Source organism: Citrobacter sp. Cs237 (assembly GCF_030332325.1).
Classification (GTDB): Bacteria; Pseudomonadota; Gammaproteobacteria; order Enterobacterales; family Enterobacteriaceae; genus Citrobacter_A; species Citrobacter_A sedlakii.
The window spans coordinates 1-14,018 of the sequence record NZ_JAOWIB010000100.1 but is presented as its reverse complement, the minus strand read 5'-3'; the positions used below and the strand labels follow the sequence as shown (position 1 = coordinate 14,018).

Annotated in this window: 12 protein-coding genes; 5 read left to right on the top strand and 7 right to left on the bottom strand. The window is 57.5% G+C overall.

Annotation, left to right across the window (positions count from 1 at the left end; genetic code table 11):
• Window positions 1-4 precede the first annotated feature (4 nt).
• The 5 genes from OGY07_RS09005 to OGY07_RS08985 all read right to left on the bottom strand — a co-directional run bounded on the left by OGY07_RS09005 (window position 5) and on the right by OGY07_RS08985 (window position 6,743).
• Window positions 5-2,083: an ABC transporter permease gene (locus tag OGY07_RS09005; protein WP_060569099.1), complete on the bottom strand. Its 2,079-nt coding sequence runs from the start codon at window positions 2,081-2,083 to the stop codon at window positions 5-7.
• 73 nt (window positions 2,084-2,156) lie between these two features.
• Window positions 2,157-3,188, bottom strand: a complete 1,032-nt coding sequence (locus OGY07_RS09000) for an ABC transporter substrate-binding protein (RefSeq protein WP_181821894.1) — start codon at window positions 3,186-3,188, stop codon at window positions 2,157-2,159.
• Window positions 3,185-4,489 (bottom strand): MFS transporter family glucose-6-phosphate receptor UhpC, encoded by a 1,305-nt coding sequence (gene uhpC, locus OGY07_RS08995; RefSeq protein ID WP_286600059.1) that lies wholly within the window; start codon window positions 4,487-4,489, stop codon window positions 3,185-3,187. The genes OGY07_RS09000 and uhpC overlap by 4 nt, the downstream gene beginning before the upstream one ends.
• An 83-nt stretch (window positions 4,490-4,572) precedes the next feature.
• Window positions 4,573-6,114 carry an MASE1 domain-containing sensor histidine kinase gene (locus tag OGY07_RS08990; protein WP_181821892.1) on the bottom strand — a complete coding sequence of 514 codons (1,542 nt, stop codon included), beginning with the start codon at window positions 6,112-6,114 and terminating at the stop codon, window positions 4,573-4,575.
• Window positions 6,114-6,743: a response regulator transcription factor gene (locus OGY07_RS08985; protein WP_042286212.1), complete on the bottom strand. Its 630-nt coding sequence runs from the start codon at window positions 6,741-6,743 to the stop codon at window positions 6,114-6,116. The genes OGY07_RS08990 and OGY07_RS08985 overlap by 1 nt, the downstream gene beginning before the upstream one ends.
• 261 nt (window positions 6,744-7,004) lie before the next feature.
• Between OGY07_RS08985 and tauA the strand changes: the two genes are divergently transcribed.
• Genes tauA through tauD form a run of 4 tightly spaced genes read left to right on the top strand, consistent with a single transcriptional unit; the run spans window position 7,005 to window position 10,418 of the window.
• Window positions 7,005-7,967, top strand: a complete 963-nt coding sequence (tauA, locus tag OGY07_RS08980; RefSeq protein ID WP_286600056.1) for a taurine ABC transporter substrate-binding protein — start codon at window positions 7,005-7,007, stop codon at window positions 7,965-7,967.
• A gap of 11 nt (window positions 7,968-7,978) precedes the next feature.
• Window positions 7,979-8,746 (top strand): taurine ABC transporter ATP-binding subunit, encoded by a 768-nt coding sequence (gene tauB / locus OGY07_RS08975; RefSeq protein ID WP_286600054.1) that lies wholly within the window; start codon window positions 7,979-7,981, stop codon window positions 8,744-8,746.
• Window positions 8,743-9,570, top strand: a complete 828-nt coding sequence (tauC, locus tag OGY07_RS08970) for a taurine ABC transporter permease TauC (protein WP_060569094.1) — start codon at window positions 8,743-8,745, stop codon at window positions 9,568-9,570. Before tauB ends, tauC begins: the two co-directional genes overlap by 4 nt.
• Window positions 9,567-10,418: a taurine dioxygenase gene (tauD, locus tag OGY07_RS08965; protein ID WP_042286076.1), complete on the top strand. Its 852-nt coding sequence runs from the start codon at window positions 9,567-9,569 to the stop codon at window positions 10,416-10,418. Before tauC ends, tauD begins: the two co-directional genes overlap by 4 nt.
• 9 nt (window positions 10,419-10,427) lie before the next feature.
• Here the strand turns inward: tauD and olsF are convergent, their stop codons facing one another.
• Window positions 10,428-12,128: a bifunctional ornithine lipid synthase OlsF gene (gene olsF / locus OGY07_RS08960; RefSeq protein WP_286600050.1), complete on the bottom strand. Its 1,701-nt coding sequence runs from the start codon at window positions 12,126-12,128 to the stop codon at window positions 10,428-10,430.
• A gap of 120 nt (window positions 12,129-12,248) precedes the next feature.
• A complete protein-coding gene (hemB, locus tag OGY07_RS08955) occupies window positions 12,249-13,223 on the bottom strand; it encodes a porphobilinogen synthase (RefSeq protein ID WP_060569091.1) in 975 nt (324 codons plus the stop codon).
• A gap of 155 nt (window positions 13,224-13,378) precedes the next feature.
• Between hemB and OGY07_RS08950 the strand changes: the two genes are divergently transcribed.
• Window positions 13,379-14,018 (top strand): IS1 family transposase gene (locus OGY07_RS08950; RefSeq protein WP_250130439.1). Its coding sequence is split into 2 segments (ribosomal slippage), with 641 coding nucleotides annotated over them: window positions 13,379-13,628 and window positions 13,628-14,018; the frame shifts between segments, so codons are not numbered across the junction. This gene is flagged as partial in the annotation.

The following is a 14,018-nucleotide window of genomic DNA, read 5'->3' as shown; positions in this document are numbered from 1 at the left end:
TCCATTACGCCTGATTTTTCGCTTTCGAACGGGAGATACGCGCTTCCCCGATCAGCCAGTCAAAGATGAAAATGATTGCCAGCATCACCACGATCAGAATCGAACCGTAGGCAATCGCCACCCCGTATTCGCCGTCTTCTACGCGGTTTAAAATGTAGGCCGTCGCCACCCGGGTGTCCGGCGTCACGAGGAACACAATGGCGCTGACGGTGGTAATGGCGCGCACAAAGCTGTAGATCAGCGCGGAGAGGATCGCCGGGCGCAGCAGCGGCAGCAGAATGTGGGTAATGGTGCGTAAACTCCCGGCGCGCAGACTGAGCGAAGCTTCATCCAGCGATTTATCGATTTGTCCTAAGCCCGCAATTCCGGCGCGAATCCCTACCGGCACATTCCGCATCACCATTGAGATAATGACAATCGCCGCCGTACCGGTGAGATACACTGGCGCGCTGTTAAAGGCGAGAATGTACGACACGCCCGCCACGGTGCCGGGTACGGCAAAGCACAGCATGGTGGTGAACTCGATGGTCTTCTTGCCTTTGAACTGCTGGCGCACCACGATCCATGCGATAAGCAACCCGAAGGCGGCGGTGATTGGCGCGGCAATCCCGGCGTAAAGCAGGGTATCCAGTAGCGAAGGCCATGCGCCGTCACTCATGCCCTGGCCGAACAGCTTAATAAAGTTATCCAGCGTCAGGGTGTAGTCCACGCCCCAGTTAACGGTAAAGCTGCCGTAGAAAATGCTGCCGTAGAGCAGGGCGTTAAAGGCCACCCACACCGCCAGGATCACCACCACGCTCCACACGAGCGTCACCGGCAGCGGTTGCACATCACCGCGATACGATTTACCGGACACGGTGACGTAGGAGCGCTTACCGATCCACATGTACTGGACGCAAAACACCAGCAGCGAAAAGAGCAGCAAGAACGCGCCGAGGGTACTGGCGGCCTGATAATCCAGTTGTGAACCGGTAATGTAAAAGTAGATTTGCGTGGCCAGAACGTCGAAGTTACCGCCGAGAACCAGCGGGTTACTGAAGTCGGCCAATGACTGCACAATGACGATCAGAAACGCGTTCGCCAGCGCCGGTTTGAGCAGCGGCACAAACACGCCGTTAAACGTCTGCCAGCGGCTGGCGCGCAGGGTATAGGAAGCCTCTTCCAGCGATGGATGAATGGTTTTGATCGCGCCATCGAGGATCATAAACGCCATTGGGGTAAACGCCAGCACCTGCGCCAGCCAGATGCCGGTAAAACCGTACAGCCAGTTGGTATTGGTCAGCCCGAACCAGTCGACCATCCATTCAGTGACATAGCCGGAGCGGCCCATCATCAGCGTCACCCCCAGCCCCACGACGAACGGCGGGGTGACGATCGGCAATATTGAAAAAATACGGCCAATAATGGCGCTGCGGCGGGCGATACGGGTGGTGTAAATCGCCAACACCAGACCAAAGAACGTGCAGCCGACGCCCACCGCTATCGACAGCGCGATAGAGTTGATAATGACCTGGATGATGTGTGCCTGTGACAGCACGGTCATAAACGCCAGCGGCGCGAATTCTCCGGTATCGCCGGTGAACATCGGAATAAAAATAGCGATGCTTGGCCAGACGATAAACACGCCAATCAACGCCACGATGGCGACCAGCGAGCCGATGACGAAACGGTCGCCGCCCAGCCATTCCAGACGGGTCAGCGCCAGGGTCATCATCGCGCCCAGCGCCACAAACAGTACGAGGGTCGCGTAGCCTAAGCCGCGACCTTCCACAGTGGCGCTGATGACAACAAACGCCATACAGAATAACGACCAGCCTGCGTCGAGGTAATGGCGGTTGCGCTGCTCCCGCGTGGCTTCCTGAAAAGGACGTATCAGCAGCAGGCCTGGCAGCAGATACCACAGCCAGCTAACATTAACCTGCGACCAGCCGTAGGCGTCGACAATCTCATCGCGCGTCGACTCCAGCAGGCCATAATCCAGGCTCCAGCTCGGCAGCAGCGCAAATGCCAGCCAGCTCAGCAATACCCAAAGGAATACCGCATCCCGTTTTTTCACGGAATGGCGTGCAAGTGTGTGTGACATAGCGGTTCCGGTGTTGAGGAAGATCCTGGCCGGGTAGGCGTAGCCGCCACCCGGCATGACCGCAAAAGTGGGCTTATTTACCCATTTTCACTTCGCTGACCCATTTATTGATGAGCGCTTTGCGAACATCCGTTGAGCCATATTTATCCATGTCGTAATTGATCAGCTTCAGGCCGTCGAGTTTCAGTGAGTTAGGTGACGTTTCCGCGGTGGTATTGGTCAGGATCTGATAAGACTTACCTTTCTTCCATGCCAGTTCCTGCGCCTCTTTCGACAGCACCCAGTCGACGAACAGTTTGGCGTTGTCGAGATTGCGCGCGCCTTTCAGAATGCTGACGCCGCCGATTTCGTAGCCGGTGCCTTCACACGGGGAGATCAGCTCCAGCGGTGCGCCTTGCTCTTTTTCCAGCGAGTAGTCGTGAAGGAAGCCGATACCGATAGCCGTTTCACCGCGCGCGGCGTTTCGCGCCGGGGCGATACCGGACTTGGTGTACTGAGAAACGTTGCTGTTTAGCTGTTTCAGGTAATCAAAGGCCTGATCTTCCCCCCACAGTTGCGCAAAAGTCGCCAGTGCGGTGTACGCCGTTCCGGAACTTTGCGGGTCGGCAATTTGAATTTCGCCTTTGTATTCTGGTTTAGTCAGATCCTTCCAGCATTTTGGCACCGGCAGGTTTTTCTCTTTCAGGCGTTCAGTGTTAACGCCAAAGCCGAGAATGCCCACATACACCGCCGACGAATAATTTCCTTTCAGTTTGGCAGGGTCGCGGAACTGTGCCATGACCTGCTCAAGGTTGGGCGATTTATACGGTTGCAGCAGACCCATTTCCCCAGCCTGAGACTGCGGATCAAGCGTACCGCCGTACCAGACGTCAGCCTGCGGGTTTTTCTTTTCGGCATCGACTTTCGCCAGCGTGCTGCCCGAGCCGTTGCGGATGAATGACGTTTTCACGTCGTACTTTTCCCCAAAAGCTTTGGTTTCTGCTTCGCACATTTCATTGGTAGCGCTGCAATAGACCACCAGACGGCCTTTCGCCTGCGCCGCGCCGGAAAGTGTTGCCAGCGCCACGGCAGAGGCAATAAGGGTAGAGGTAAAGGTCATTTTCATTGTTTTATCCTTTGACTGAGTGGGGTGGTGATGCCCGACATCAGCAGGGGCATCAGCAGTAAACCCATTAATACCGCGGCGATCGAGAGCAAACTGAACATCCCCGACCAGCCGTAGCGTTCTATGACCAGCGACAGAGGCCAGCCCGCCAGCGCTGCTCCCAGATAGGCGAACAGGCCGAGAAACCCGGTGATCGACCCGGCCGCTGCTTTGTGTCCGCACTCCACCGCAGCAAGACCGATCAGCATTTGTGGGCCAAAGACAAAGAAACCCACCGTAAAGAAACAGACCGCCAGCAGCGCGTAATGATGCACTGGCGCCAGCCACAGCGCGGCGACGGCCACCATCAGCCCCAGCGTGAACAGCAAAATCATCGGCGCCCGCTGGCCGCTGAACAGTAAATCTGACCCCCAGCCAGCAAACAGCGCGCCGAGCAGTCCGCCCACTTCAAACAGCATAACCGTGGCGTTGGCGCTCAGCAGATTGACGCCGTGACTCTCGGTCAACCAGATGTTGCCCCAGTCGTTCAGGGCGATGCGGATGAGATACACCAGCACATACGACACGCCTAACAACCAAATCATCGGGTTTTTCAACATGGTGGTTCGCAGCATCTGCCACAGCCCCATCGGCGGGCTTAACTGCTCCTGGCGCAGTTCCAGTGGGTCGTTACGCCAGGCGCCGACTGACGGTAATCCCTCTTCGCGGGGCGTTCCTGTCAGTTGCAGTGTTAACCAGATACCCAGCGCCATGCTGATGATCCCCGGCGTCAGCATCGCCGCCTGCCAGCCCCACCAGTGGGCGGCAAAGGCGCTAATCAGCGGGATAATCGCCCCGCCGATGTTGATCGACATGTTCCAGCAGCCCCACCAGAAACCGCGTTCATTGCGTGAATACCAATGGGTCAGCAGACGGGCGCACGGCGGCCAGCCCCAGCCCTGAAAAAATCCGTTCAGCGTCCAGACAGCAAGAAGAAGCGTCAGTGACTCGCCAAACGCGAACGCGACGTTCAGCACGCCGGTAGCGAAAAGTCCCACGCCCATAAATCCACGCTGTCCGTGGCTGTCGTGCCACAGTCCGGCGGTGAATTTCGACAGCCCGTAGCTGAGGTAAAACAGCGATCCCAGGAGACCGATATCGCCTTTATCCAGCCCCAGATCGGTTTGTAACGCAGGTAACACATAGTTCACGCTTTTGCGCGTCAGGTAGAACGCCGCGTAGCCAATCACCATGCACAGCAGTAATCTCGGGCGCAGCGTCCGGTAACGTTGTTCAATGTCAGTCGCTGGGCGTGCGTGCATACCGTCTCCGTTTTTCTGACTATAAAAAAATGAAACCGAAAGGGGATGAGAGAAAGTCCGGAGTGACTAAGACTTTTTCCTGGTTAAAAGGCGATTTGTTGCAAATTTGTGGGCAAGTTAACACTCACCCGCGTGCCGTCCCGGGACTCCAGGGTCAGTTCACCGCCGAGCGCGCTGACGCGTTCGCGCATTCCCTGAATACCGAAGCCAGACATGCGCGCCACGTCGATGCCCACGCCGTTGTCTTTTACGTCCAGATACACCGTCTCACCGCGCTGGCGCAAAACAATCGAGACCTCACTGGCGGCGGCGTGCTTACAGACGTTGTTCAACAGTTCCTGCAACAGACGGTAGAGGGTAAAGCGCACCGTTTCGCTTTCGGGCGTGGAGGGTAACTGATAGTCAAACCGGCAGCGGATACCGCGCTCCTGAAAAGCAAACTCATTGAGCAAATGATGCAGCGCCTCTTTGAATGACAGTTCATCCAGCGCGGGCGGTCGAAGCTGGCGCAGAAGCTGACGGGTAGAGTGGTGAATGCGCCGGGCCAGTTCGTTAATCTGGCTGGCGGCGGCCTGGGTTTGCGCCGGATCGCGCGCCCGTTTTACTAATTGTGACTGGATCTGTATGGCGGTAATGTTCTGGCCGATTTCATCGTGCAGCTCGCGCGCCAGATTTTTACGTGTGTCTTCCTCTGTATGGATCAGCTTTTCAGTCAGCGCCCGTCGCGCCGCCAGTTCGGCCTCCAGCCGTTGCCGGTAATGGTGCAGGTTTTGCGCCAGATGCTGCTGACGGCTGATGGCGATCCCCAGCCCGATGCCCAGCAGCGACTGGGTGGCGAGGAAGATCTCCAGCTCAATCAGGTTACTGAATCCAACCCCAACCTGACGGGCGAGGGTGATCATCATGCTGCCGAGCAGGCCAGAAAGCACGCCGCCCTGCCAGCCGAATTTCCATGCCATCACGACATTGGGGAGAAAGACCACAATCAGCAGTAGCCGTTCAATTTCCGGCGAAAGCACCATCTGGGTACCGATGCCAATGATAAAAAACAGGCTGCACCAGATAATCAGCGAGGTGCGCAGCGGTGGATTAGTGGTGTCCAGTCCCAGCAGATGATAACGGTGCTGCTGGCGAAGAAATTCAAAAATCAGATAAACAAACGGCGTCAGCAGTACGCCGCCAGTAAATGAGGCCAGTCCGAGCAGTAATGCCGGGCTTTTCACAAACGGAGAAAGCAGGACAGTGTTCAGAAGAGAAGCGACGGTGACCGTCGCCAGCAGCAGGGTGAGCCGCTGCCAGTAAAGTGGGAAACGGCGCCAGTACTGCTGTGCGAGGCTGGCGGGAAGCAGGCCGATCAACGGTGCGGTCGTCAGCAGATAGCCATTCAGTAAGTGTTCGCTGTGCAGCCAGAAGAGCATCGCTATGGGCGGTAAGACCAGCGCGGGCCAGTAACGACGCGAAAGCAGGATCAGCAGCGCCAGATAAACGCCGTGCGGTAAAAACAGCGCCGCTTGTTGACCGTTGTGGGTCAGGTAAAAACTGAGCGTCCACAGCATCAGCCAGCCCGTTCCCCAGGCCAGCAGGATAAACAGCGAAATGACGACGTGGCGAACGCCGCGCGACATCAGTGCCCCGCCAGCAGTTGGTGGTCGAGCGCAAAATGCACCAGCTCAATGGTGCTGTGACAGTTCAGCTTGCCGAGCACGTTGGCGCGATGCACATGTACTGTTTTATGGCTCAGGTCGAGCTTAAAGGCGATCGCTTTCACGCTATCGCCCTTCACCAGCAGGTCGAATACCTCGCGCTCGCGTGGCGTAAGCGCTTCCAGGACCGGTGATGACTGTTTCCCGCCGCGCAGCGCGCGTAGCGCATCGGCGCAGAGATAGTGCCCGCCCATGCCGACGGAACGTACGGCCTGTACCAGTTCTTCCGGTCCACAACGCTTGGTGAGATAGCCGCTGGCGCCTGCATCCAACGCGCTTTGCACAAAGGTCGGCGAGTCATAAATACTGAGAATAATGGCGCGGAACTGCGGTTTTTGCGCCCGCAGTCGCTTCAGCAGGCTCAGGCCGTTTTCATCCGGCATGGCGATATCCATCACCGCCACGTTGACCTCCTCGCGCAGCAGCGCAGGCCACGCTTCTGCCGCGCTGCTGTACTGGCCCGCGACGTCCAGATCGTCTTCAAGACTCAGTAGCTGCGCAAAACCGGATCGCACCACCACATGGTCGTCCACCAGCACCACACGTATCATCTTTTTGCTCTCTTGCCGGATCATATCGCTATGATGCCTGCCGCCGCTGCGCTGGCAATCAATCAGGCGTAGTTATGGAATGGATGTAACAAAAACGTCATGCAACCTGACAGCGACGTCGTTTGGGGTAATGCGCGAAATCACTAACCATTGCCGATTTTTTTCTAAAAACGCTTTGCTATTAGCAAGACTTTTTAATTCCTTTATCAATTTCTTTTGCGACGAAATACTGCCTCTATAACAAGACAAGGGAGCAGACCTATGGCACGTTCATCGCATTATTCACTTCTTGCCGTTCTGGCATTCATCGCGTTTCAGGCGCAGGCGGTTAACGTCACCGTCGCGTATCAGACCTCCGCTGAACCGGCAAAAGTCGCCCAGGCGGACAGCACGTTTGAGAATGCGAGCGGCGCAACCGTCGACTGGCGCAAGTTCGACAGCGGGGCGAGCATCGTACGCGCGTTGGCCTCGGGCGACGTTCAGATTGGTAATCTCGGTTCCAGCCCGCTGGCGGTCGCAGCCAGCCAGCAGGTGCCTGTCGAAGTTTTCCTGCTCGCTTCTAAACTCGGCAGTTCCGAAGCGCTGGTGGTGAAGAAGAACATCCACACGCCCACGGATCTGATTGGCAAACGTATTGCGGTACCGTTTATCTCCACCACCCATTACAGTCTGTTGGCGGCGCTGAAGCACTGGGGAATAAAGCCTGATCAGGTACAGATTATAAACCTGCAGCCACCGGCAATTATTGCCGCCTGGCAACGTGGGGATATTGACGGCGCATATGTCTGGGCGCCCGCGGTTAATACGCTGGAAAAAGAGGGCAAGGTACTGACCGACTCCGCTCAGGTTGGGGAATGGGGCGCGCCGACGCTTGATGTCTGGGTGGTGCGGAAAGATTTTGCCGATTCACATCCGGAAGTCGTGAAAGCCTTCGCCAAAAGCGCGCTCGACGCGCAGCAGCCTTATATTGCAGATCCGGACGCGTGGCTGAAGCGGTCGGAGAACCTCCGCAAGCTGTCGCGCCTAAGCGGCGTGCCAGAAGCCGATGTGCCGGGTCTGGTGAAGGGTAATTCTTACCTGACGGCGCAGCAGCAGATAGCGGAACTGAATGGGCCGGTGAATAAAGCGATTATCGACACGGCGCAGTTCCTGAAAGCGCAGGGCAAAGTTCCCGCCGTGGCAAGCGACTACAGCCAGTTCGTTACCGATCGCTTTATACCGTAAAGGAGGCGAGGATGCTGCAAATCTCTCATTTATACGCCGATTACGGCGGAAAGCCCGCGCTGGAAGATATCAGTCTGACGCTGGACAGCCGCGAACTGCTGGTCGTGCTGGGCCCGTCCGGCTGCGGTAAAACCACGCTACTGAATCTGATCGCCGGGTTTATGCCGCATCAGCGCGGGACGATACAACTGGCAGGGAAGCGTGTTGACGGACCGGGGGCGGAGCGAGGCGTGGTGTTTCAACAGGAAGGACTGCTGCCGTGGCGCAACGTGCAGGACAACGTCGCGTTGGGTCTGCAACTGGCAGGCGTGAAAAAAGCGCAGCGTGATGACATTGCGCAGGCGATGCTGAGGAAGGTCGGATTGGACGGGGCTGGCCAGCGTTACATCTGGCAGCTTTCCGGCGGGCAACGCCAGCGCGTGGGTATTGCCCGCGCGCTGGCGGCAAACCCGCAACTGTTGCTGCTCGACGAACCTTTTGGCGCGCTGGATGCGTTTACCCGCGAGCAGATGCAAATCCTGCTGCTTAAGCTCTGGCACGAGACGGAAAAACAGGTGCTGCTCATTACCCATGATATTGAAGAAGCAGTATTTATGGCCACCGAACTGCTGTTGCTCTCTCCCGGACCAGGGCGGGTGCTGGAACGGCTGCCGCTCGACTTTTCCCGGCGCGTTGTCGCGGGGGAAAGCGGGCGTAGTATCAAGTCCGACCCACAGTTTATCGACACCCGCGAGTATGTATTGCAGCGCGTTTTCGCCGAGCGGGAGGCCTTTTCATGAGCGTGTTGATTAACGATAAACCGCGCCCACGCGCGCTGAAATGGCGCAGGCCATTCTCCCGCCAATTCACGTTAAGCATTGCCACGCTGGCGGCGATCCTGCTCGCGTGGTGGGCAGTGGCGGCGATGCAACTGGTGAGTCCTTTGTTCCTGCCGCCGCCGGAGCAGGTACTGAAAAAGCTGATTGCTATTGCCGGGCCGCAGGGGTTTATGGATGCCACGCTGTGGCAGCATCTGGCAGCCAGTCTGAGCCGCATCGTGCTGGCGCTGCTGGCGGCAGTCGCTGTCGGTATTCCGGTGGGGATCGCGATGGGGCTTAGCCCGACGGTGCGCGGCATGCTCGATCCGATCATTGAGCTGTATCGGCCCGTGCCGCCGCTGGCGTATCTGCCGCTAATGGTGATCTGGTTTGGCATCGGCGAAACCTCGAAGATCTTACTGATCTATCTCGCGATTTTTGCGCCAGTGACGATGTCGGCAATGGCCGGGGTAAAAAGCGTACAGCAGGTGCGCATTCGCGCGGCGCAGTCGTTGGGCGCCAGCCGGCTTCAGGTACTTTGGTTCGTGATCCTGCCGGGAGCATTGCCGGAGATCCTGACCGGCTTGCGTATCGGACTTGGCGTCGGCTGGTCGACGCTGGTGGCGGCGGAGCTGATCGCCGCGACGCGGGGCTTAGGATTTATGGTGCAGTCGGCAGGGGAATTTCTCGCGACCGACGTCGTGTTGGCAGGGATCGCGGTCATTGCGGTTATCGCCTTTATTTTAGAACTGGGTTTGCGCGCGCTTCAGCGCCGCCTGACGCCCTGGTATGGAGAAGTCCAATGAGTGAACGTTTAGCAATTACCCCGCTGGGGCCGTTTATTGGCGCACAGATTTCCGGCGCGGATTTGACCCGTCCGCTAAGCGATAATCAGTTCGAGCAGCTTTACCATGCGGTACTGCGCCATCAGGTGGTGTTTTTGCGCGGGCAGGCCATTACGCCCCGGCAGCAGCGCGCGTTGGCTCTGCGGTTTGGCGATCTGCATATTCATCCTGTTTATCCCCATGCCGACGGGGTGGATGAGATTATCGTGCTGGATACGCACAACGATAATCCACCGGATAACGACAACTGGCACACTGACGTTACCTTTATTGAGACGCCGCCAGCCGGGGCGATACTTGCTGCCAAAACGTTACCCGATACCGGCGGCGATACGGTGTGGAGCAGCGGTATTGCCGCCTATGACGCGCTTTCTGAACCATTTCGACTGTTATTGCGCGGGCTACGGGCGGAGCACGACTTTCGCAAATCTTTCCCTGAGTATAAATACCGCCGGACGGAGGAGGAGCATCAGCGCTGGCGGGAAGCCGTGGCGAAACATCCGCCGCTGCTGCATCCGGTGATTCGCACCCATCCGGTAAGCGGTAAACAAGCGCTGTTCGTCAACGAGGGATTCACCACGCGCATTGTCGATGTCACAGAGAAAGAGAGTGAGGCGCTGCTCGGTTTCCTGTTCGCCCACATGACGAAACCGGAGTTCCAGGTGCGCTGGCGCTGGCAGCCGAATGATGTGGCGATTTGGGATAACCGGGTGACGCAGCATTACGCCAACGCCGATTACCTGCCGCAGCGACGAATTATGCACCGGGCCACTGTTCTCGGGGATAAGCCGTTCTTCCGGGCAGGTTAAATTAAAGCGCTACGTATGCGCGCCGATATAACGCGCGTAGCGGTTGGCCTTCAGTCGGGTTAAATCCACCAGGACCAACCCGTCCACGCAGTTGTTGAAATCCGGGTCACGGCCAAAATCGATAAACTGCACGCCGCCCGGTTCGCACAGCTCGGAATATTGCTTATACAGCGGCGGGATCCCGCAGCCGAGATTGCCCAACAGCGATTTCAGACGGGTGAGATCTTCGGCGTAATCGTTGCCGGTAAACTGCGCCAGCACATCGGGAAGCGATGCCGGACAGGGTTGGCGGGAGACGGCCAGCGGATGCGTGGGCGGGAACCACAGACGATAGAACGCCACCAGCAGATCCCGGGCATCGGGAGGCAGTCCGCCGGAGATCGACACCGGTCCGAACAGGTAACGGTACTGCGGATTGCGCGCGAGCCAGGCGCCGATGCCGGACCACAGATAGTCCAGCCCCCGTCGTCCCCAGTAGCGCGGCTGGATAAAGCTGCGCCCCAGTTCAATACCTTGCTGCATAATGTCCGCCATGCGCGCATCGTAGTCGAACAGGCTGTGGCTATACAGACCGTCAAGCCCCTGTTTTTGTTGCACCAGAGCGCAGGGGGCAAAGCGGTACGCGCCAACAATCTCCAGATCGTCTTCATCCCATAAAATCAGGTGCAGGTATTCATCGTCGTAACGGTCGATGTCGCGGCGTTTACCACTGCCTTCACCGACCGCGCGAAAAGCGATTTCCCGTAACCGTCCCAGCTCGCGCAGGATGGTCGCGTCTTCTTGCCCGTTACGTTGCCAGAGATAGATGATTTTGCCATCTGCTGTACGGCCCAGACACTCCGCGTTTGCCAGTTGGCGTTTCAACCGCGCTCTGTTCTCTGGCGGCGCGATGGTGCTTTCGGTGCGAAACACGCCGGCCCGGTTCTGGCCCAGCGCAATGACGTGCTCACGGCACTTCCCGGCCAACTCGCGAACGGTGCGTTGGGGGGCGGACCACTGCGTCCAGGCTATCTGCTGTCCGATACGCACGGGCAGGGTGCTGCCACGGCGACGAAACATTTGCTGCATTAACAGCAGCAGTGAGGCCTGCGCGGAGATAAGGCCGCAGGCGTAGAACAGCGAGCTGTTACGTGCGTGAATGTAAACGGGCAGCAGCGGCGCGCGGTACTTCTCCGCCATTCTGATGAACCCGGAATGCCAGTGCCGCTCCGCTATTCCCTTCAGGGTCAGGCGGGAAACTTCTCCGGCGGGAAAAAACACCAGTGCGCCACCCGCCTGCAGATGCGCATCCATTTGCTGCAATGAGGATTTCGGCGTACGGCCATGAATATTGTCTACCGGGATGAACAATGAGCGGAGCGGGGTAAGGTGCGAAAGCAGTCGATTCGTCACGACTTTGATATCACGTCGGGCGCGGGAGAGGGCATAGATCAGCGCCAGTCCGTCCAGCGTGCCGGTGGGATGGTTGGCAATCACCACCAGGGGACCCGATTCGGGAATATTTTCAATGTGATGTTCGGGGATCTCGCAGCGAATCTCCAGATGTTCAAGGACCTGTTCGACCATATCCACCCCTTTGAGATGGGGATGGCGTGTCGCAAACTGCTGAAACTCTTTTTCATAGAGCAGACGCTGTAATAATGACTTCTGCCACGGCGTGGTCCTCGCCTCGGGCCAAAGGTCGTTGAGTACGTTCTCGAGACTAAACATAGCATCCCCTCCATCTGTCCTGAGCAGACAGTAGAAGGCGTAAGTGTCGCTTGTATGACGATCGGGTGACGTTTTGGGGAAAGGCCGGATGGGCACGCCATCCGGCAAAAAGCAGGAACCTTAGCGGAGGATGTTTTTCTCCGCCAGGTCCAGGGCGAAGTAGCTGAAGATCAGGTCCGCGCCCGCGCGTTTGATCGCACCTAAGCTTTCCAACACCACTTTTTCTTCATCGATCGCGCCCGCCATGGCGGCAAATTTGATCATCGCGTACTCGCCGCTGACCTGATACGCGCCGAGCGGTAATTCGGTGCGTTCACGGATATCGCGCAATACGTCAAGGTACGCGCCAGCGGGTTTCACCATCAGGCAGTCCGCGCCCTGTGCTTCGTCGAGCAGGGATTCACGGATCGCTTCTCGGCGGTTCATCGGGTTCATCTGATACGTTTTACGATCGCCTTTAAGCGCGGTACCTGCCGCTTCACGGAACGGGCCGTAGAACGATGACGCGAACTTGGTGGAGTAGGACATGATCGCGGTGTCCGTAAAGCCCGCGGCGTCCAGCGCCTGGCGAATGGCCTGTACTTGTCCATCCATTGCTGCGGACGGCGCGATGAAGTCAGCGCCCGCGGCTGCGGCAACAACCGCCTGCTTGCCGAGGTTCGCCAGCGTCGCGTCGTTATCAACGCCGTGCTCACACAGTACGCCGCAGTGGCCGTGGGAGGTGTACTCGCAGAAGCAGGTATCTGACATCACGATCATGTCAGGCACAGTCTGCTTGCAAATGCGTGACATGCGCGCCACCAGACCGTCTTCTTTCCAGGCATCGCTGCCGGTGTCATCGGTATGGTGAGAGATACCAAAGGTCATGATGGAACGGATGCCCGCGTTCGCGATACGTTCGATCTCGCGCGCCAGATGCTTTTCCGGAATGCGCATAACGCCGGGCATGGCCTCAATAGCCTTGTAGTCGTCGAGTTCTTCTTCAACAAAGATCGGCAACACCAGGTCGTTTAAGCTCAGTGTTGTCTCTTCAAACATGGCGCGCAGCGCAGCGGATTTGCGCAGGCGGCGAGGGCGGTGGATTAAGTCTGTCATGGGATGCCTGATGTTTGTGAAAACGAAGTCGCTAGTATACCTGAATCTGGTCATCCGTGTTTTACGAAAGTTGGCGCTATGCGCGGTTTGTACGTCAATTGGTAATGCTGCCAACTTACTGATTTAGTGTATGATGGTGATTTTAAGGTGCTTGCGTGGCTTCCATTTCCATCAGATGTCCTTCCTGCTCCGCTACTGAAGGCGTGGTGCGTAACGGCAAAAGCACTGCCGGACATCAGCGCTATCTCTGCTCTCATTGCCGTAAAACATGGCAACTACAGTTCACTTACACCGCCTCTCAGCCCGGTACGCACCAGAAAATCATTGATATGGCCATGAATGGCGTCGGATGTCGCGCCAGTGCACGCATTATGGGCGTTGGCCTCAACACGGTTTTACGTCACTTAAAAAACTCAGGCCGCAGTCGGTAACCTCGCGCATACAACCGGGCAGTGATGTGATTGTCTGCGCTGAAATGGACGAACAGTGGGGCTACGTCGGTGCTAAATCACGTCAGCGCTGGCTGTTTTACGCGTATGACAGGATACGGAGGACGGTTGTGGCGCACGTCTTCGGTGAACGCACTCTGGCCACACTGGAGCGTCTTCTGAGCCTGCTGTCGGCCTTTGAGGTCGTGGTATGGATGACGGATGGCTGGCCGCTGTATGAATCACGCCTGAAGGGAAAGCTGCACGTTATCAGCAAGCGATATACGCAGCGCATTGAGCGACATAACCTGAATCTGAGACAACATCTGGCAAGGCTGGGACGGAAGTCACTGTCGTTCTCAAAATC